This is a genomic window from Ketobacter alkanivorans (assembly GCF_002863865.1).
Lineage (GTDB): Bacteria > Pseudomonadota > Gammaproteobacteria > Pseudomonadales > Ketobacteraceae > Ketobacter > Ketobacter alkanivorans.
In genome coordinates, this window is record NZ_CP022684.1 from 24,991 (window position 1) to 44,924 (window position 19,934).

At 46.4% G+C, this 19,934-nt stretch carries 15 protein-coding genes; 10 read left to right on the top strand and 5 right to left on the bottom strand.

Features of this window, described 5'->3' with window-relative positions; all coding sequences use genetic code 11:
• The first annotated feature begins 71 nt into the window (after positions 1 to 71).
• The 3 genes from Kalk_RS00150 (at position 72) to Kalk_RS00160 (ending at position 6,546) form a co-directional block, all read left to right on the top strand.
• Entirely contained in the window at positions 72 to 3,983 is a 3,912-nt protein-coding gene (locus Kalk_RS00150) for a DUF1631 family protein (RefSeq protein ID WP_101892291.1), read from the top strand.
• A 77-nt stretch (positions 3,984 to 4,060) separates the two neighbouring features.
• Entirely contained in the window at positions 4,061 to 5,065 is a 1,005-nt protein-coding gene (locus tag Kalk_RS00155; protein ID WP_101892292.1) for an ion transporter, read from the top strand.
• Positions 5,062 to 6,546 (top strand): amidase, encoded by a 1,485-nt coding sequence (locus Kalk_RS00160; RefSeq protein ID WP_158643232.1) that lies wholly within the window; start codon positions 5,062 to 5,064, stop codon positions 6,544 to 6,546. The genes Kalk_RS00155 and Kalk_RS00160 overlap by 4 nt, the downstream gene beginning before the upstream one ends.
• A gap of 7 nt (positions 6,547 to 6,553) precedes the next feature.
• Here Kalk_RS00160 and Kalk_RS00165 read toward each other — a convergent pair whose 3' ends face one another.
• From Kalk_RS00165 to Kalk_RS00175, 3 genes are all read right to left on the bottom strand, one after another.
• Positions 6,554 to 7,999 (bottom strand): HD-GYP domain-containing protein, encoded by a 1,446-nt coding sequence (locus Kalk_RS00165; RefSeq protein WP_101892294.1) that lies wholly within the window; start codon positions 7,997 to 7,999, stop codon positions 6,554 to 6,556.
• A gap of 109 nt (positions 8,000 to 8,108) precedes the next feature.
• A complete protein-coding gene (locus Kalk_RS00170; protein ID WP_199767981.1) occupies positions 8,109 to 8,669 on the bottom strand; it encodes a YfiR family protein in 561 nt (186 codons plus the stop codon).
• 16 nt (positions 8,670 to 8,685) lie between these two features.
• Positions 8,686 to 10,332: a ShlB/FhaC/HecB family hemolysin secretion/activation protein gene (locus Kalk_RS00175; protein WP_101892295.1), complete on the bottom strand. Its 1,647-nt coding sequence runs from the start codon at positions 10,330 to 10,332 to the stop codon at positions 8,686 to 8,688.
• A 251-nt stretch (positions 10,333 to 10,583) separates the two neighbouring features.
• Here Kalk_RS00175 and Kalk_RS00180 point away from each other — a divergent pair, with 251 nt between their 5' ends.
• A complete protein-coding gene (locus Kalk_RS00180) occupies positions 10,584 to 11,798 on the top strand; it encodes a sensor domain-containing diguanylate cyclase (protein WP_101892296.1) in 1,215 nt (404 codons plus the stop codon).
• Here Kalk_RS00180 and Kalk_RS00185 read toward each other — a convergent pair whose 3' ends face one another.
• The gene (locus tag Kalk_RS00185) at positions 11,799 to 12,977 is read right to left on the bottom strand and encodes a two-partner secretion domain-containing protein (protein WP_101892297.1); all 1,179 of its coding nucleotides are present in this window, start codon (positions 12,975 to 12,977) and stop codon (positions 11,799 to 11,801) included.
• Positions 12,978 to 13,102: 125 nt separating this feature from the next.
• Here Kalk_RS00185 and Kalk_RS00190 point away from each other — a divergent pair, with 125 nt between their 5' ends.
• Complete coding sequence (locus tag Kalk_RS00190) at positions 13,103 to 13,753, top strand: class I SAM-dependent methyltransferase (protein ID WP_101892298.1); 651 nt, start codon at positions 13,103 to 13,105, stop codon at positions 13,751 to 13,753.
• A gap of 34 nt (positions 13,754 to 13,787) precedes the next feature.
• On the opposite strand, the gene Kalk_RS00195 is transcribed toward Kalk_RS00190, so the two are convergent.
• Complete coding sequence (locus Kalk_RS00195) at positions 13,788 to 14,351, bottom strand: YfaZ family outer membrane protein (RefSeq protein ID WP_101892299.1); 564 nt, start codon at positions 14,349 to 14,351, stop codon at positions 13,788 to 13,790.
• Positions 14,352 to 14,831: 480 nt separating this feature from the next.
• Between Kalk_RS00195 and Kalk_RS00200 the strand changes: the two genes are divergently transcribed.
• The 5 genes from Kalk_RS00200 to Kalk_RS00220 all read left to right on the top strand — a co-directional run bounded on the left by Kalk_RS00200 (position 14,832) and on the right by Kalk_RS00220 (position 19,917).
• Positions 14,832 to 15,371, top strand: coding sequence for an SPOR domain-containing protein (locus Kalk_RS00200; RefSeq protein ID WP_158643233.1), 540 nt, complete (start codon positions 14,832 to 14,834; stop codon positions 15,369 to 15,371).
• A gap of 191 nt (positions 15,372 to 15,562) precedes the next feature.
• Positions 15,563 to 16,978: a TIGR03013 family XrtA/PEP-CTERM system glycosyltransferase gene (locus Kalk_RS00205; protein ID WP_101892301.1), complete on the top strand. Its 1,416-nt coding sequence runs from the start codon at positions 15,563 to 15,565 to the stop codon at positions 16,976 to 16,978.
• Between the two features lie 21 nt (positions 16,979 to 16,999).
• Entirely contained in the window at positions 17,000 to 17,614 is a 615-nt protein-coding gene (locus Kalk_RS00210; RefSeq protein WP_101892302.1) for an XrtA/PEP-CTERM system exopolysaccharide export protein, read from the top strand.
• A 15-nt stretch (positions 17,615 to 17,629) separates the two neighbouring features.
• Entirely contained in the window at positions 17,630 to 19,168 is a 1,539-nt protein-coding gene (locus Kalk_RS00215; protein WP_101892303.1) for an XrtA system polysaccharide chain length determinant, read from the top strand.
• Complete coding sequence (locus Kalk_RS00220; protein ID WP_101892304.1) at positions 19,168 to 19,917, top strand: P-loop NTPase family protein; 750 nt, start codon at positions 19,168 to 19,170, stop codon at positions 19,915 to 19,917. The genes Kalk_RS00215 and Kalk_RS00220 overlap by 1 nt, the downstream gene beginning before the upstream one ends.
• Positions 19,918 to 19,934: the final 17 nt, after the last annotated feature.

The following is a 19,934-nucleotide window of genomic DNA, read 5'->3' on the forward strand; positions in this document are numbered from 1 at the left end:
ATAAATTTACTACGTTTTCCTTAAAACTTACTAAACTTAATTAAGTACTTGAACTTAATTGGGGTATTGTTGTGGAAAAGCGCGAGTTTCCTCGGGAAGGAGTTGATATCGACGCCGTCTTTAACCTAGGGGAAGGGGAGGGCAATCTCTGTAAAATTGTAGATTACAGTCAGGAGGGGATGTTCGTTACCTTATCCGACGAACGCTATCTAAAGTCGGTTCGGAATCGGCTGTCCGAACTTGATTCCCTCGCTACTATCACCTTTAGAGTTAATTCCCGCTACGTTGCAATCGACGGCGTTGTGGTACATCAGCAAGGCCCTGGTTTAGGTGTTAAGTTCCTACATCCAAATCCAAAGCATATTGAAGCTATCGCCGAAGCAGCGGAGCAGTCTCAAAATCGGCGTGCTAGTGAGGCTGCTTCTATCCCAGAGCAAGGTCAGAAAACGTTAGTTGCTGCTAAAAAATCCAATCTGGTTAAAATTTCCAATTCCAAAGCCACATCATTTCTCGAAGATCGCCTACCCGAATTTTTCGCTGCACTTGATGAGGCATTGCTCACCGAGGCTGAGATTCAAGGGAGTGATGCTGCCCAGCACCAATTCTTTGATGCCATGTCTGCTTTCAAGAAACAAGCCGAACGCATCAAAACCCAGGTTGTTGGGACCATAGTCGCCGACGCCTCCGACGTTGCAAATGGTCGTTGGAAGGGGAAGGGGAAAGATCAGCCCAATGATGCCCAGGACAATACACTTTCTTTGGTTGAGAAAGAAGATTTTGAGGATTGGTTGATTGTCCGAGTAGCCACCTCCCGCACAGAGCTACAGTTCAGAGAAGTCTTAATTGAATTGCAGTTGCGTCTGGATGTGGCGTTTGGCGCTGAAGGCGGTGCCCATGTATACAACCCGTTCGGGCCATCCGCATTTTGTCATTCATTCTATCAGAGTATTCGCCCCCTTCGATTGAGCAATAAGGTTGAGCGTCTGGTATTCAAAATGTATCAAGAAAAGGTGCTGTCCGATTTGGGCACGCTGTATCGTACGCTCAATAAAATGCTAATTGACGCCGATGTTTTGCCTGATGTGAATGTGTCAAAATACTTGGCGAATCAGGCAATCAAAAATCGTGGTTCCGGCGGTGAGAAACCAAAAAGTGACGCTGCGGCAGAGACGACAAATAGGCCCGCGGACGGTACCGAACAGCAATCAGAATCGGACGCTATGCGAGCCAGTAAAACCATGCCTGGTGCTGTTGCTGCACCAGCAGGTTCGTATCAGGAGTTGCAGGCAGGATTAGCAAGGGCTAGGACAGCATACTCGACGGCAACTAAATTGTGGCAACTGCATTCCAATAAAGAAGCAGGCGCAACAGAGGGTGGATACACGGCCGAGCCGGTGATGTCAGCACCGGTTGTCGATGCCTATAACCATGCAATCCAGACCGTACGTAGTCAGGTTTTACAAGGTGAAGCTAACCTGGATGCTCCCGGAGCGCTTAAGCACTACATTGCCCAAGCGTCAGGCCCTGATTCTCAGCTTCGCGAACAGCATTATGAATCGGCTGATATGATTGAAAACCTATTCTCAAATATTGTGGAGAATAGCCGGATCGAGAGCAGCTTAAGATCGGATTTGAGAAAACTGGAAGTTCCCTTACTTGAGGTGCTGTTGGCCGATCCCTCGTTGTTCACTGCTGACTTTCATCCAGCCCGCCAGGCAGTCAATTATATTGCACTGCTTGCAGACCGGGGTAGCGTCAATCTAAATGCAAACAAACCGATTATTAAAGAATGCATCGATCAACTTATTCAGACAGGTAACTCTGATCCTGAAGTAATTGACAGTGTGGTTCAAAAACTTGATGTTCTTGTTGATAAAGAGCGTAAGTTAATTGAGCGAAATTTATCGCGTGTAACCGAAGCTTGCTCAGGGCAGGAAAAGGTTAAGTCTGCAAACGTGATGGTTGAGAAGGAGTTACAGAAGCGACTTGGACATAAGTCGGTGCCAGCGTCGGTATTGGCACTGGTTTCCAATGGCTGGCGCGACTTGATGCGATTGTGCTACTTCCGGGAAGGGCTTGAGAGCCGGGCTTGGGAGATGACACTGATTGTGATCGATCAATTACTGTTGCGTATTCTCCCAGGGGAGTACGACGAATCTAAGGTTCTTTTCAAATCTGAAGAGCTGACGAAGCTGATACAGAAAGGCCTTTCTAAAGTTGAGAAATCGGCTGGAAGTACAGAGAAAGTGGTGTCTGATATTTCTGCGTTACTAACAGAAGGAGTCGATACCGATACGGTGTTTGGCACCTATGAACAACCAGATGGCTATATAGAAAATACTTCCGAGCGCCTCGAAAAACTAGGTGTTTCTGATGATGATAAGTCTATACAACGCTGGATGAAACGCGCCAAAAATCTGAAAGAAGGGCAATGGCTGGAATTCGGTGCCAATGATGAAAATTCAGTGTTGAATCAGTTGGCTTGGATATCCGATCAGTTTGAACGCTTCGTGTTTGTTAACCACCACGGCATGAAAGTGCAGGATATATCGATTGAAGAGTTGGCATTAAAACTGAAAACCGGTGATGTTATTGTATTAAGTGATTCGAGCATGCCCGCGGTAGAGAAGGGGCTGGATGCGCTAATACAAAAAATATACGATCAGCTAGCGTTTGAGTCTGCGCACGATCAACTGACAGGGCTTAAAACTCGAAAAGAGTTTGAACGTTGCATCGCGCAGTCGGTTGCGCGATCCAAAAAGAACGATACCCATTATGTTCTTATATTTGTAGATATTCTTCAGTTTAAAGTTATCAACAATACTTGCGGATACGAAACTGGGGATAACTTTCTGCGTGAAATCGCAAGCCGCATAAAAAGCGTAGTGTATGAAGATGGTGTAATCGGTCGGATAGGCGGCAACGAATTTGGCGTACTAATGCCTATCGAATCTGATAAAAAAGGCTACTTGTTGGCATCGGAAATAAAATCTGCGATTGAAGAGCGGCGTTTTGTATCGGGAGATCAAAGTTTCGTTATTACTGCTGTTGTGTCAATGATTGATTTTGATAACAACAACAACCAGGTGCTGGAGTTGTTGAGATCGGTAGAATCTGCTGCTGAAATATGTAAAAAATCCGGTCAGAAAGAGATTCAAGTGGTTAAGCCTGGTGATGAAAGAATGGAGGAACGTGACGAAGTAATGTCTTGGGTTGCTCGAATCAATAGAGCGCTAGACGAAGAAAACCTAAAGATACGTTGCCAAATGATTTACCCCATTTTGAATAAAGATGAAGGTTTGCCGCATTTTGAGGTTCTCCTTACGGTGGTCGATGAGAATGGTGAGCACCTGCCACCCGCGGATTTTATCAAGGCTGCAGAAGAGTACAGCAGGATGGGGTCTGTTGATCGATGGGTTATAGAGAATGTTTTAATGTGGATGATGGATAACCAACATTTGCTGTCAGAAATCGGTGGTTTTTCTATCAATCTTTCCGGGCATTCACTTAACGATGAAACGTTCCTCGACTTTATATTTGAATCCCTGGTCCGGCATCAAGTGCCACGACAGAAGCTCATATTTGAGATTACCGAAACAACAGCTGTGGCTAATCTGGAAGATGCGGCAGATTTTATCAATGAAATGAGAGGGATCGGGTGTCGATTTTCTCTGGACGACTTCGGTGCAGGCCAGTCTTCATACGCCTATCTTAAGCGGCTTCCGGTCGATTTCATAAAAATTGACGGGGCGTTTGTCAAGAATATATCAGAAGATGATGTCGACTACGCCCTTGTTAAGTCCATTACTGAGATGGGTCATTTCCTCAATAAAAAGATCGTCGCAGAATTTGTGTCAACAGAGGAGATTCTAGAAGTCGTTAAGGATATTGGTGTGGATTATGTCCAAGGTTACTATCTGGGTCGGCCGGTAATGATTGAAGATTTAGAGGATTCGTTGGAGCCGTCTCATCAGGTTGCTTAGAATAATTGTTCAAGGGTAGCTAAAATTCTCGGCAGTGGTTACATTATCGGTATTTGAAACCGAGTGACCTCTGCCTTATGAAAGTAAACATCCAGAATCTGAAGAAGAGCCATCAACTGACATTATTTGCGGTTGATGTTCTGATGCTGTCTCTTATTTCCATAAACCTGATCTTTATTATTTTTGATTCGCTATATGCCAGTGAAGTTATGCGGAATGGACTAACCTGGTTGTTGCCTGGATTGTCTCAGTTCTATGGTGAACACATTCATCCCGATTTTGTCTCGTATGATCTTATCTTTGTGGCAATATTTATAGCAGAGTTTCTTGTCCGGTGGGCAGTTGCTATATACCAGAAAACCTATCATCGCTGGTTCTTCTATCCCTTCATACATTGGTATGACGTGATCGGGTGTATTCCCGTAGGTTCATTCAGATGGTTAAGACTATTACGGATATTCTCTATTCTGTATCGCCTCCAGAAATTTGGTGTCATTGATTTGCGTAATTCGGCTCCTGGCCGTTTTTTTGCCAAGTATTATAATGTGGTGGTTGAGGAAGTTTCAGACCGTGTAGTCGTGAATGTTCTTGATGGCGTACAGGATGAGGTCAAACAGGGTAGCCCTGTTATTGAAAAAATACTCGTTCAGGTGTTGATACCTCACAAGGCGCTGATTGCCAATTGGCTTACCGTCAAGATCAACGAAATTTGTGATGATGTTTATGTCCCCAATCAGGATACATTGAAGCGCTATATTCGAGACTCGCTGGCTGAGTCTATTCAGAAAGACACAAAGATATCTGCTCTCGAGTCGATTCCGGTTGTAGGGCCAAGGCTGGTGGAGGTAATCGATCAGACAGTCAGTGATGTTGTGTTTGATGTTGTAGATGGTCTAATGCTTGATCTCGGTAAGCAGGAAACCGATCATATAGTCAGGGAGCTATTAGATGGCGTTATTCATAAGCTTCTGCAGCCTTCTGATGAATTTAATGACGCAAGCAAAGCTCTACTGATGGACGCTTTGGATATAATAAAGTCTGAAGTTCAGGTTCAACGATGGAGAGGGGCGGCTGCTACATGATCACTTTCAAAGAGTATCAGCGTTTGGATGGGCTTGCTTTGGCGCAGGAGATTAAAGCAGGCAATTTGCAAAGCTCAGATGTTATCGAGTGCGCGATATCGCGCCTGGAACAGGTCAACCCGAAAATCAATGCTGTGGTAGCCAAATATTTCGATCTAGCGTTGAGTCGGGCGGCTACAAATTGTCTGGATGGCGATTTTGCGGGCGTACCGATTTTGCTTAAGGATCTGCTGGGTTCGCTCAAAGGCTGTCATACAGGTTCTGGCTCGCTTGCCTATAAAAATGAAGTGGCTGACCATACAAGCACCCTGTACCAGCGTTATTCTGATATGGGTTTGATTTTTTTAGGAAAGACCAATACTCCAGAGCTTGGGCTGCTGGCCACAACCGAGCCAGTGGCTAATGGGCCAAGTCGAAATCCATGGAACCTTAACAAAACAACCGGAGGCTCAAGTGGCGGCTCGGCAGCTGCAGTTGCTGCTGGGATTACTCCTATCGCTTCGGCCGGAGATGGTGGTGGATCGATTCGAATTCCGGCTTCCTGTTGCGGCTTGTTTGGGCTGAAGCCCAGTCGGGGGATCAACCCGCTGGGCCCTTTAGCTGAATCCTGGGATGGTGCCGTAAGCGAGCATGTCATCACTCGCTCTGTTCGCGATTCATTGGCTGCTTTAAAGGGTTCAGCCGGTACTGATGCATATTCTCATGTTCCCGGAATATTGCCTTCTGATTTCTTTGTGGCCGCAGAGCAACCTATCGATCGCCCATTGAAGATAGGATTTTATCAGCACTCTTTCTATGGGGGATGTGTTGATAAAAGCTGTAAAGATGCTGTGTTGGCTGCAGTGAAACTATTGCGCGATCTTGATCACGAAGTGGAAGAAATCGAACTTGAATTAGACGCTGATAAACTCATTTCTTGTTATGGCGATATATATGCTGCAAACGTCAACGCAGAAGTCGCTGATCTTGTAAAACGCTATGGCAAGGCGTTTGTTCGTAGCCATGTCGAACCTCTTACCTATTTTATATATTTGATAGGGAATAGATTCTCTGCCGGTGAATATATTCTGTCCAAGCGCCGCTGGGCTGAACTTAGCAAGTTAATGGATTCATTTCATGATCAGCATGACGTACTGCTTACACCCACAATGGCAACGCCGCCATTCGATCTGGGGACGATGACCAATAGCCCTGTAGAGAAATTGCTGATGAATGCAGCTAATAAGGCAGGCGTGTCGCAATACGCTTCTCGAGAACTGTTGTATCAGTTCAGTAAGCCCCAGCTTCAGAAGGTTCCATTTACTCAGTTAGCAAATCTAACTGGCCAGCCTGCAATGTCTGTCCCGCTATATTGGAATCATGAGGGGCTTCCCATTGGGGTTCAGTTCGTTGCCCGAAGAATGCAGGATCCGCTGTTGTTCAGATTGGCAGCACAACTGGAAATTGCCAAGCCTTGGTTTGATAAAGTGCCTGATCTTTAGTGGGAGGCTATATAGCGTAATCTTCAGCGGAGGGTGCTTTTGTACCTTCCGGTAGGTTGCTTTTGATTACATGCTTCAGCTCTTTTTCAGTGTCAGGGCCCTGATCCAGAAAATTATCGAGCATCTTGATTATGCGTTTCAGATGCCACTCAATTTCATCCAGCATCAGTCTGACATCGGCAATCTCGCGGTATGCAAATTCGAGTTTTTCCTCTTTAACTTGCTGCAACCATCTGAGATAACCTTCATCCAGTATGCCTGACCCGCGTACAGTCTTTAAAATCTGAATCAGTATGGCGCGGGAGCTTTGTAAGAGTTTGTGCTGGGTATCATGACTGATTTCGTTAACGATAAGTTCCAAGCATGATAGCAGGTAAGTAAGATCGCTGTTTTTGATCTCAAGAGTTGATATCTCAGACTCTACATTGAGGGTATCTATGTGGCAGGTTTCTTCCAGCTTGGCTTTCTTTAGTACTTTAACCAACGCTGTATAGGTATTATAAAAGTGACTTTCGCTGTTCACTTGAATAAATGGCAGTAGATCACGAAGACCTCGCTGTCGGCCTCCGATTTTCTTCCCAAACACAGTGAATACGCTATCACTCAAAGCAATAATTTGGCTTTCTTGCGTTACTTGATCGTCAAACTTTCCAATGGGATATCCGGTTCCATCGCAACGTTCATGATGTTCCAGAACGATACGAGCAACTAGTTTGTTTAAGTTAGGTATGGCTTCAGCCAATTTTTGCCCTATCACGGTGTGAGCCTGAATCTGCCTCCATTCAGCAGGGCTTAACTGCTCCTTCTTATTTAAAATTGCAGGATCAATGTGCATCATGCCCATATCATGGGAAAGGGCAGCCAGAAAGCAATTTTCTACTTGTTGATCGGGCAACCCCATTTGGCGTGATATCGCTAGGCTCAGCCAAGTAACACACAGTGTCTGCTTGAAAAGTGCGGGCATTTGCTCCCGCATTACCGTTAATTTTTGCCTGAGAATAGGATATTTGGCCAGTTCAAGACTGTATTGTTTGAAGACTTTCTCAAGTTGTAAGGCCGAATGTATTTGTATGGTTTCCGGGAGCTTTTCAAGCTGCTTGTGCAGTTCGCGGTACAGCTCTTGTGGCCCTAAACTGTTTTCAATGTTGACGGATGACTCGATTGGTTTAAGCAGCTTGAACTTAACAACCCGATCAGACATAGATTTATTAATCCGCGCACCCTTTTTCACAAGCAGTGCGCCCTGATCATTAAAGATATCTTCACTCGCTATGACATCTCGGCTCTCACCCAGCGCGGCAAGCCTTAACGCATATGTTTTATCGGATTGCGGGTCAAATTGAGTCATGTATGAATATTGATCGGCCAGTGATGATGTAAATGTAGTTAAGTCTTTAACAGGCGGCAACTGGGTGTGAGGTGTAATCGTGCGTATACTTCGGAACGACTGCATTTTGGCAAATCAATATTTGTCGAATAATCAGCAAAATAGCTCGCAAGTTTTGTGCTCGTAATGGTAGTGGGCGGAAATTTGACTATGTAGAATTATGTAACATTCGCATTTAGCGATCGTTGATTATTCTGGCAAGGCTCAGAAGGTCGGAGCTGATCAAAAGTCCGTTTTCAATAGCTTTGGTGAGGTTGATTTCGAATTGCTGTTGGTCGGTGGTTCTTAGAATATTAACGACGCCGCCTTTTCTCGCAAAGTCTTCGACATTGCCAATGCTCAGCACAAACAGATGGTTTAGATCCTTGAAGAACTTATCCAGCTGATCGTGATGATCAATTCCAACAAACAGTATATGGCAGCCACTTTGAATTTGACTGTAGTCGGTCGTTCGGATTACCTGCAATGTTCGGTCTCTGACCATAACGCCATTTACGATATCGAGAAATTCACCAAAGGGAACAGCACCGTAAAGGCACATTTTTAATTGACTTGATTGATCTGCAAAGGCGTCAGCTGGCCATTCAACAAAATTGGCAAAGTTGTACAAAAACAACGCTTTAACCTGATATTCTTTGGCAAGGTCAAGGTCGCTTCGGGTTGCTGAGTTCACGGATGTGGTTAACAGTGACAGCAGCAAAAACATCAATGCTTGTAAGCGCATTACCTTATCCATTTATTCTTCCATCTCTCTAGAAAATAAAATTCACATGGCTATAGACTGCTGGGCCTGTTGGTTGTTCCAGGAGTTCCTCTGTTAGGCTCTCCGCCAATGGCATACCGATCGTTAGTCTGCCATTAACCGAAGACTTATACAGTATATCTAACCCAAATCCTGCACCCAAAAACGCCCCAGTGCTGCCTACATCAGTGTTCTGCTCACCATAAGCGTAATCTACAAATCCAAAAGGCAAAATACTCAGCCCGCCAATTGGTCGAAGGTACCTCATGGATTGCTTTAAGGTGATGCTGTACATGGTATCTGCGCTAAATAAGGCTGGCTCATAGGCTCGCACACCGTATGGCCCAGTCATAACATTACGTTCAGAAGAGGGCAGTGATTGCGGCGTATAGTGGATATTTATACCGGCGGAGCTTACGTATTCGGAGGGATTACCTGGTAGCCAGCGTTGCTGGTATTCGTAACTAAGATGTGTGATAAAAATTGTGTTGTCAGTGCCTTCATTATCAGTATCTATGACTGACCCCAAAGTCATACCGGCACTCATCGATTGCTTGTTGCGACCGTTCGAGGGGATGACGGCAGCATCAAATTTAAAGTCCATTGTTGTATAAGTCGTTGTTTCAGCGAAGATGTCTTTAAACTCTTCACTTGTGACCGATGAGTTTTTGAACGCAAGATCTACATAGAATGATGCGATTGCGTTGTCTTCCCTGAGCAGCGTGCTTTGATAAAACCCTGACAGCGCCTCCAAATGACCTGACAGGCCCAGATCCTTAAAATCACCGGTTATTTCATACTGATTACTGTAGGCGTTTGCGCCAAAGGCGTTGTTGGGGTTGCTTGTTGGTACCCTGTATCCAATTGCACCGTAAAGATTGCCGGTCTCGTTGGTTGAGACCAACGTTGCGGATAAGGTGTCTCCAAGACCGGACACATTATTCTGAGAGTATTGGCCAATTATGCGATAAACCCCTGTATTGTTTACGCCATAATTATCCACTCTGGCTGAGAACACATGGCGAGTTTCTTTGAGGATATGCAGATTCAGCCTGGTTTGTCCTGGATGTTTTCCCATTGAGAAAAATCCAAAAACCTTAAGCCCAGGTATCATGTTCGCTTTCTTCATTGCATCCTGAATGTCAGGCTCATACACCACCTTGCCTAGAAGGTGCATAAAAGGCGCTTTGATCTGGTCTTCACTATATAACTTATTGTTCTTAAGATTGATCTCACTAACCCTGCCTGGAAGTATGTTCATCACGAGGGTGTTGCCCTCGATTTCATTGGGCACAATGAATACCTGATTGAAGGTCAAGCCTTTCTCGTGATAGGCAATGGTCAAGGTATCAGCCAGGCTGTGCATATCAGAAATGGTCATCCAGGGGTCCATGCCGCTGAATGCAGAGTTCAGCTTACTGCTGATATATTGTTGAGTGACACCGTATTGGGGGAAAAGTGAGTCACCTTTTAGCTCTATGCGCTTGATTAATGCCTTGCCGTTAACAAAATTAGCCTTTCTCTGCCTTCCCGGCGTATTGGGGATGGCGATAGCGTTCGGCTTTTGGGCACTTCCAGAGGTTATCTGCAGGTTTTCGGCCGGAATAGTTGTTTCTGATGCTGATGTTGATAAGTGTGTAAGGCTCAGGAGTAGCACGACGATCCATCGGCAGCAAATAGTTAAACTTGCCCAGTGATTCGAGGTTAAGCGGACATGATCCTTAAAAACTGGTGGACTGATAATTAAAATACCGCAAAAAGTGAATTAATTGTTTATACTCACTAAGTATATATTCTTTCAGAAAAAATGTAGTAGTACGTCGCCCCGCAAATGTGTATTTCTGTATCGGTCACGCGGGGGTTCAAAGGGCTCTAGATGGCTGTCGTTAGATGCGCTATTGAATTGCTATGATGGAATTCAGAAAACTAAAAATTAAAACTAAGCTCATCGTAGTGGTTCTGTTAACCAGCACTATCGGACTGTTGTTCACTGGTGCGGGGGTTATCACCCTGGATAGAGTGAAGCAAAAAGAAATTCTTGCTGAGGAAATGTCCATCTTGGCGCGAGTTATCGCGTCACGCAGTGCTGCGGCCCTAAGTTTTCGTGATCAGGCTAGAGCCAAGGACAACCTCACATCTTTGTTGGTGCGAGAGTCAGTTGAATTCTCCTGCATGTACGATCTCAATCGGCAGGTGTTTGCCAGCGTTGTGCGTGAGTCAGATCATGCGATTGCGTGCCCCGATCAGCCCCGAGAGCCGGGGGAATATTTCTATGAAAGTTACCTTGAAGCGTATCAGGCAATCGAGCTGAACGGTCTGGCTATTGGCAGCGTTATGGTGCGAACCAGTTTGGTGGATCTTGATAGAAGGCTTCAAGGGCAACTGATTGCCAGCGTCGGCATTCTGGGGCTGTCGCTAATAATGGCTTTTCTGATTACGCAAAGTCTGCAGCGCGCTATTTACAAGCCAATTGTGGATCTTGGTGATGTGGCGAATAAGATTACCGAGCACAATAATTTCTCTATTCGGGCCTCTACCACAAACCTTGATGAGATTGGTGATGCGATCAATGCCTTCAATTCAATGCTTAATAAAATTGAGGCCGATAAAGAAGAACTTACTCGATTGGCGTATTACGACCCCTTAACCAAGCTGGCCAACAGGCGTATGTTCAGTGAGCGGTTGGTGTTTGCATTAGAGAATGCTCGGCGCTCTGGTGAACAGATGGGGCTGATCTTTTTGGATCTGGATAAGTTCAAAGTAGTGAATGATGAACTTGGTCATGACATCGGCGATCTTTTGCTCAAATCTGCCGCTAAGCGTTTAGAAGCCGCCCTGCCTGCTAGTGCGACGGCTTTCAGGTTGGGTGGTGATGAGTTTACGGTATTGCAGGTTGGTGTTACGCAACACGACTTGGAGGTGACTGCTCAATCCATTTTAAAGGAGTTTGCGGAGCCCCTGATTCTTGCTGGTAAGCAGCTAACGATCTCCTCCAGTATTGGTATCGCGCTTTCGGATGGCAACGACAATGTATCGTCGATAATGAAGAGTGCGGATATCGCCCTTTATCAGGCCAAGGATGCAGGCAGAAGTAATTACAAAGTTTTCGGTGGAGGTAACTAATCAGTCCGGCAGGCTGCCTCCGATCAGTAGTTTACCCAGGTAGCGTTTGATGGCGTTTTGCTTGATACAGTCCTTATCGCTACGATCCTTTGGCTGACAGCTCTGCATGATGTTATCCAATGAGCCCGCAGTGGATGATTCATTGTCAGCCAGCAGAGTGCTCTCTGTTTCTTCCGGTTCTTCAGTCAATGCATCTGATATGGTGTTCTCCACATTGTCGATGGTTTCCGCTACTGGTGGGGAGGGAAGGTTGACGGCGGTAGATATTGAAATAGGGCGTCCGGCAGTTTGTCCGAGGGATGCTATTGTTGAGACCGAGCTAGAGTCATATGAAATACCAGGTCTCTGTAGTTCAGGGTGGCCTGGATCGATTGGCAGGCCAGCCTCGTACACAACTTCCATTATAACGTCGTTATTCAGCGCTATGACGCTGGCATCTGAGGCAGTATCAGGAATTTCAAATAGGAGGTCGTGGCCAGGCAGCAGTCTGGTCACCGGGTAGCTTGCTTCAACTCCGTATAAGCCACTCGGGTCAGTTACCAATACGGCGGTGCCAGCGGCTAAAAAATGTATGGGGCCTCCAGGATCTACACCTGCACTGCCACTACGCACGGTTCCTTCGATATAAATATACTGCCCCATCACATTAATGCCGTTACGGTCATGGCTATTAATAGTGCCTAGAATCTCAATGCCACCAGCGTCCAGGTCCTCATCTGAAAAGGGTAGGCTCCAGTTCTGGGCACCGGCAGTAGTCGCGAAGTTGCGTGCGTCGCTATCGGATACCATAAGATCCGATACCAGCAGACCGCCTACGTCTATACTGGCGCCTGATCCGACCAGAACCCCAGCAGTGTTGAGAATGAATACATTGCCGTTGGCATCCAGGTTGCCAAAGATCTGGCTGGGTGATCCGGAAAAGTCGCGATTCAGCGCTATGGCGTCCACGTTGGGTTGAACGAAGGATACGGTTTCCCCGTTCGCAATGTTGAAACTGTTCCAATCAATGGCAGTATTTTGGCTGGTTTGGTTGATTATTGTTCGAGAAGGGTCGGCGCCATCTATTCCAATGGTGGCCGATCCAGAAATAACGCTTCCACCCTGAGGCGCTGCATTCGCGTAGGCCATCGTCAGAATCGGTACCATCAATGAGCAGGATAATTTGGTTGTATTAGGCATAGCTTTCCCTACGCGGTATCAATGCATTTACCCTTTGAGTTTAAGCTGGAGCTGCCGTATCGTCCATCGCGTGGCGCTTGGATTGGTAATGTTTTGTAAAGGTTTTGCGGGAGGAGTTTTATAAGATGGAAGATCAATTCCAAACATACTTAGGATGGTATCTCCCTGAGGCGCGCTTGGAATACAGCAAACTGCCCGAGTGTGGAGGGCTTGAGCTGTTGTTAATCGAGGCTGGATTTGATGACAGCCAGCTTTCCTTTGACCAAATCGAGAGGCTGAGTGATGACCCGCCTTATTGGATTTTCTGTTGGGCAAGCGGCAGGGCGATGGCTCAGTTGATATTGTCAGGCGGCATTGATGTTAAGGGTAAGGTCGTCGCAGATTTTGGTGCTGGATCGGGAGTGGTTGCCATTGCGGCGAAATTAGCCGGAGCCAGCCAGGTTTACGCTTGTGATATTGATGAACGCTGCCGCGAATTAACCACGCTGAACGCCAAACGCAACGGGGTTGAGTTGCATGTGATAGATGACCTATCGAGTATTTCGGAACCGATTGACTTGATACTGGCAGCGGATGTGCTTTATGAGAAAAAGAACCTGGCTTTTTTAGATTTGATGTTGAATGCTTGCGAATCAGTCGTGATCGCAGACTCCAGGCTGAAACACATGCCCGATCACAGATTCAGACATTTCCAAACACTGACGACCACGTCCTTTCCTGATTTTCAGGAAGCCAAAGCGAATAACGAGGTTAAATTCTACCGATCAGAGGGTTAGGCTGGCAGAATTTTGCCAGCCTGGATTAATCGCCTCAGAACCAGATCATGATTCCGAGGTGGCCACCTTCATCAATTTTGGCCTTGCCAGGGCCTTCTGTTTTCGCTTCAGCGTAGCGATAGCCAAGGTATACCCATGCCTGTTCAATAAGGCGGTATTGGACTCGGGCATTAAAGTCTGTGTAGCCTTCTATTTCATCGAACGCCAATACATCCGGTGCATAGTAAAGGTCGCTGCGCAGGCTGAGGTTAGTGACGGTGGGGATATCCCAGTTTACAAATCCACCTATGCCCAAAGCGGTACCCGATTCGTCGGTACGATCATCATCTATGTAATAGATGCGACCGCCCAGCCCGGCCAGAATTCCACTTTGTTTGTTTACATTATCAGCCACAAAGAAACTGCCATAATACACGTCGCCATTATCTTGATGGTGTAAAAGGCCTGCGCCGATATTCAGTTCAGACTTATCAATCTGGGTGCTGTAATCGAGTGCCACCGCAGCGTTGCTAAGATTCAGATCCAGTGTATGTGAGTACGCAGTCGTAGAGGCAGCCAGGGCAGCTGCAGCCATTAAGCGGAAAACGGATTTCATCATATTTGTGCTCCATCGGGGGTCACGAAGTTACCAGCGGGCAATTATTCATGGGTTTCGGGGTACATTCAACGTGCGTGATTCAAAATTTCCGAATTATCAACAGATTGAGGACAAAAACGTAAATTTACACGCGTATTTTTGGTTGGTGATGGTATTTTGGCGCAGAAAAAGATCGAATTACGTCTGTTTTCTAACAGGGTTATCAAATTGATGTTGTAAGAGTATAATTTTGTAGGAATAATTTAAGTTGTATCGCTTTTTTCTACTATAGTTATCTGAGATAAAGCGCTTGCTCAGATGCTGCTAATAAAGAGTTTGGTTTTCAGGGCTGTCATGATTCACGATTTCGCTACCGCACCACGAACCCCTAGGTTGAACGCTAACATCGTTCCTCCACGGGAGAGCGTTGTCCAAAAAAAGAGCGGTAGGGCGTGGCTGATTCTATTATTGCTGGTGCTGTCCGTCATATCCCTCTGGAGAATGGTTTTCAATCAGTCTGCTGATGTGCAGGCGTTTGTGCCTGATCAAGGTGCCAAAGAAGAGTACTTGCAAGCTGCATCCACCGAAGAGGTGTTGCTGGAAGGACCCCACACGTTCAGTGCCGATACTACCGGGCGTGATTCAGCGGATATTGAAAAGAGAAAGGCATTGGAGTCTGCCGTGAGCAGCCGTCTTGATACAGAGGGCGAATTTGGTTTCTACGACTCGCTGCAGGCCAGTCAATGGGAGGTTCCGGTTCAGCGCGGAATTTACATGACTGCTGAGGATCGTAAACGTGCTTCATACCGTTATATATTGCAGGCAGCATCAGTTCGGGATCCGGCCGAGGCTGCGGCGCTGGTCGCCAAGCTAAATAGGCTTGGGCTGGCAGCAACTTACTCTGCAAGCTCTTCTGAATACGGCTCGAGTGCTTGGTATCGCGTTAACGTGGGGCCGTTCAACAATGTCTCCGTTATGAATAAGGCAGAAGATATATTGGTTTCAATGCATATGATGCCTCTTAAGCGGCGGATACAGTAGTTGAGCATTATTTGAGCTGCGCAAAAAGCAAGAATAGTTACAGCGGATTAGGTAATTTTGCACAGCCGCCTCAGCACTGTGTGGTACTATCTTACAGGCTGTTTCATATGACCTCTTTGGACTGTTAGAGGGCTGAATTTTCCTCTATACTGCTGTCCATTCGTAACCGTTTGTTTATAAAAGGGTTTGGCGTGTTCCATATACGCATATTTAACCATTACGTACCATTTCAGTACGTTGTCCTCACGTTTGTAGAATATTGGCTGCTGGTGCTTTCTGTATATCTTGCATATACGTTGCGGTTTCCCGGCGAATCCATATCCGTATTGGATTATCGAGATCCAGCCGCTATTAAAGCAGCACTTTTCGCGGTGGTTATGCTTTGTTGTACGCTGTCTTTGGGAGTGTACGAAGCAAAAATCAGTGAAGGGTTCTCTGGTGTTGCTGTCCGTTCTCTGGTTGCCTTTTTTCTGCTGGGTTGTGGCAGCCTGACCATTCTCTATTACCTGATTCCTAGCCTGCAGCTTGGCCGTGGGTTGCTTTCCCTCTCAGTAATTATCGCCCTTGTGTTGTGTCTGTTGGTGAGATCCGTGTTTTTTCTTTTGGTGGATTCAAAACAGCTGCGGCGGAAAGTGGTGGTATGGGGTAATGGTGAAAAAGCCCAGCAATTGATGTCGACCATCATCGATACCAACCGGCAGAATAATCTGAATGTTATCGGTTTTGTTGGAGAGCCAGAAGCAGCTCACCCCGACATACCGAAAGATTTGCTAATGAAAAGCCCAGAATCCTTAGTAGAGTTTTGTCAAAGCACCAAAGTTGACGAAATCGTGGTTGCTTTAGACGAGCGTCGCCGTGAGCGAGGTGGAAATTTGCCCTTGGGGCAGCTCATGGACTGCAAGCTTTCCGGTGTGGAGGTTATGCATTCGCTGGAGTTTTGCGAGCGGGAGATTGGGCGTATCGAACTCGGTAGCCTTGATCCTAGCTGGATGCTGTTTTCAGATGGGTTCAAGTATTCCGGTGTGAGAGATGTGTCCAAAAGAATTTTCGACATACTGATCAGCCTTATTTTGATCGCGGTGGCGTGGCCATTTATGCTGCTGACCGCGATTGCGGTATTCATCGACGATGGAGCCCCGTTTCTTTACAAGCAAACCCGTGTTGGCTTGAACGGAAAACTATTCGATTTGTACAAGTTTAGAAGCATGCGAAAGGATGCCGAGAAGAACGGAGCGGTGTGGGCCAGACAGAATGATGATCGCATTACTCGGGTTGGTGCTTTTATCCGTAATACTCGTTTGGATGAGCTGCCGCAGATCTATAATGTATTGAAGGGTGACATGAGCTTCGTAGGCCCTCGGCCAGAACGGCCAGAGTTTGTGAAGGACTTGGTATCTGAAGTGCCTTTTTACGATGAGCGCCATCGGGTAAAGCCAGGCTTGATGGGCTGGGCTCAGCTCAAATACCCATACGGTGCGTCGGTATCGGATGCTGCACAAAAGCTACGATACGATCTGTATTACACAAAAAACCATAGCCTGTTGTTGGATATCTTAATTGTGATTCAAACAGTTGAGGTGGTTCTACTGGGCAAAGGCGTCAGGTAAAACATTAACGGAGGGGATCATATGAGATATTTTATTTTAGTGGCTATGGCATTGTTTACTGTTGGTTGCGCGTCAACAGGGGGTAGTGGAAGTGTTACTCAGCCAGAAGACGCCGTAAACGTTACTGGTGAAGTGTATAAGATAGGTGAGGGCGATGCTCTTAGTATATCAGTTTGGCGAAATCCAGAGCTGACCGTTGCTGTGCCGGTTCGTCCTGATGGCATGATTTCGGTTCCGTTGATAGGCGATATCAAGGCTGCAGGCAATGAGCCTGAAGTGCTGGCTGATAAGATCAGGAATGAACTAGCAAATTACATTAAAAACCCGCAGGTTACTGTGGTAGTAACCAGTGCGATCAGTTCAGAGTTTTTATATCGGGTTCGTGTCACTGGCGCTGTCACCTCTCCCAGCTCGGTTCCTTTTAGCAAAGGTATGACCGTAATGGATCTGGTTTTGGTAACAGGTGGGCTCACCGAGTTTGCCAAGGCAAATGACACAAAACTGTACCGCAATACTGCCAATGGAATAAAAGTATATACGATAAAATTACAGGATATTCTCGAGAAGGGGGATATCGCGACGAACTTCAAGTTGCAGCCTGGGGATATCGTGACTGTTCCGGAAAAACTGTTTTGATAACGGATTGTTCATATGAGTAATACCAGTATTGATGCTTCGTATATTATAAAGTTTATAAAAGTTGTTATACGAGAAGCGATTGATAAGAAAACATTAGTGACTTGCGCATTCGCTTTGATTTCATTGCTGGTATTGCTCGTTGGAACACAGTTTCCGAAAAGATTTAGCGCAGAAACAAAAATATACGCAGATAGTCAGAATATTATTCGTCCCCTCCTGCAAGGCCAGGCCTCGACAACCAGCGTGTCTGATCACGTGCGCACGGTTAGAGAAGTTGTTACATCCCCTAGATTGCTCAAACAGGTTATCGAAAAACTTGGCCTGGTTGCGGACCCGAATAATCCAATTGAGATGGAAAATGCGATTCGCTCAATAGGTGCCAGGCTCACGGTCAATGGCTTGGGGCCTGGCTTGATTCGGATCGGATACAGCGGATCTGACGCCTCTGAAGTTTACAGTACGGTATCCACTGTTACAGACCTGTTTATTAAAGATTCATCTGACTCGAAGCGACGGGAGAGCCGGGAAGCCTACCTGTTTATAGATAAGCAAGCCAAGAACTACAAAGATCAGCTGCTTGAGGCTGAGAAGAACTTGAAGCAATTTAACTCTAGCAATTACGACGGTACAGAAGCTGCGGCCAGGGCTCGTATTTTTGAAATTGAGAGCGAAATTGAGGCAATTGAGCTGCAAATTGAAGAATCCATGACCCGGATAAACTCCCTTGAGCACGAATTGGTCAGTGAATCTCAGTTTGTTGAGAATCGCCATCGTGCCGACGAATTCAGAGGCAGGCTCGTTGAAGCGCAGAGCAGGCTGGATGTGTTAAAGCTGACTTATACGGATGATTATCCTGATGTGGTCGCTCTAAAGCAGCAAATTGACGATCTACGCAAGGCAATCCAGGATTCCGAGACACCTCCATTGTCATCCGCAGGCCCTGGCTCCAGTGGAGAGCCCAATATGAATCCTCTGTATGAGGAACTACGGCGACTGATCGCAACTGAAAAAGTAGATTTGAACGCAAGTAAGCGTCGCTTGGAGCGTACCAGAGCGCAGCGCGATGAGGAAAGAAACCGGCTGGAGCGAATCGCTGCACGCCAGGCTGAGCTTGCCGAGCTGACCAGGGATTATGATGTAACCCGTTCTATCTATGAGGACATGCTTGGGCGCAAGGAAAGAGCGCGGCTGTCGATGACACTCGATATAGAAGGGCAGGGCGTGACTTTCAGGGTTCAGGAGCCCGCGAGTTTTCCAATCCGACCGGACGGTTTGAGGTTCTTGCACTTTGTTCTGGCGGGCCCGCTGCTTGGTGTGCTGTTTCCTCTGGGGTTAATGGTTGTCTATGTCTATCTCGATCCCAGGATACGTTTTGCCGAGCCATTGGAGCATATAGCGCAGGTGCCGCTTTTGGGTGTGGTTCCTCATGTCTCGACGCCATTTGCCAAGCGGATCATCAGAAGTGACGTTATCTTGCTTGGGGTTTTTATAATCATTGTGATGGTGGTTTATCTGTCTATAGCGTTTGCTCATAGAGCGGGAGTGTTTTAATGGATAAGGACCCCAAAGCAAAAGGTTCGGCTCGTTCCCAGGTTGTTGATATTGCGCGGGGTGCTGGCGGTTCTTCAAGAATTGCCAATATGGCCGAGTTGGGGCGGATGGCTCCTGATGAAATGTCTGAAAGAAAGATCCTTCATTCTGGGATGGCTAATAAGGAAGTATTGAACACGTTTCGTGAGATCAGAACTCAGTTGTTGAGGCAAAGTGGCGGCAACAATTTTGTTGCCATGGTCACGTCTCTCACAGCCAAAGCCGGGTCCAGCTTTATTGCCACCAACTTGGGTGCAGTTTTGGCGCTGGATAAGACGAAAACTGCTCTTATCATCGATTGTAATTTATACGACTCCAGCCTGAATAATTTGCTGGATGTCGAACCTGACTATGGCCTCACCGATTATCTTGCAGAAGAAAACCTGGACATTAACGACATTATTTACGCGACCGGCATTCCCAGGTTGCGCGTTATACCTGCGGGCACTCATGTAGAGGTGGGCGCTGAATACTTTTCATCTGAGCGCATGATTCGGTTTCTGAATGATCTGAAAGAGCGCTATCCGGATCGTTTTCTGATCTTGGATGTTCCTCCCATCGGGCTTTGGGCCGAGGCACGTATCTTGGCGGAACTCAGTGACTTTGCTGTTTTAGTGGTGCCTTATGGCAAGGTCACCGAAGCACAAGTGATCGCTGCTGTTGACGCTATTGGCGAGGAAAAGCTCGCGGGTATTATATTTAATAACTAATAAGTGGCGAAAAGGTT

Bases quoted from the DNA above. Each gene is read 5' to 3' on its own strand.
- Kalk_RS00185 (WP_101892297.1), bottom strand. From the start codon at position 12,977: ATGCCTAATACAACCAAATTATCCTGCTCATTGATGGTACCGATTCTG.
- Kalk_RS00160 (WP_158643232.1), top strand. From the start codon at position 5,062: ATGATCACTTTCAAAGAGTATCAGCGTTTGGATGGGCTTGCTTTGGCG.
- Kalk_RS00200 (WP_158643233.1), top strand. From the start codon at position 14,832: ATGGTTTTCAATCAGTCTGCTGATGTGCAGGCGTTTGTGCCTGATCAA.
- Kalk_RS00165 (WP_101892294.1), bottom strand. From the start codon at position 7,999: ATGCAGTCGTTCCGAAGTATACGCACGATTACACCTCACACCCAGTTG.
- Kalk_RS00170 (WP_199767981.1), bottom strand. From the start codon at position 8,669: ATGGATAAGGTAATGCGCTTACAAGCATTGATGTTTTTGCTGCTGTCA.
- Kalk_RS00190 (WP_101892298.1), top strand. From the start codon at position 13,103: ATGGAAGATCAATTCCAAACATACTTAGGATGGTATCTCCCTGAGGCG.
- Kalk_RS00215 (WP_101892303.1), top strand. From the start codon at position 17,630: ATGAGTAATACCAGTATTGATGCTTCGTATATTATAAAGTTTATAAAA.
- Kalk_RS00195 (WP_101892299.1), bottom strand. From the start codon at position 14,351: ATGATGAAATCCGTTTTCCGCTTAATGGCTGCAGCTGCCCTGGCTGCC.
- Kalk_RS00220 (WP_101892304.1), top strand. From the start codon at position 19,168: ATGGATAAGGACCCCAAAGCAAAAGGTTCGGCTCGTTCCCAGGTTGTT.
- Kalk_RS00155 (WP_101892292.1), top strand. From the start codon at position 4,061: ATGAAAGTAAACATCCAGAATCTGAAGAAGAGCCATCAACTGACATTA.
- Kalk_RS00180 (WP_101892296.1), top strand. From the start codon at position 10,584: ATGATGGAATTCAGAAAACTAAAAATTAAAACTAAGCTCATCGTAGTG.
- Kalk_RS00210 (WP_101892302.1), top strand. From the start codon at position 17,000: ATGAGATATTTTATTTTAGTGGCTATGGCATTGTTTACTGTTGGTTGC.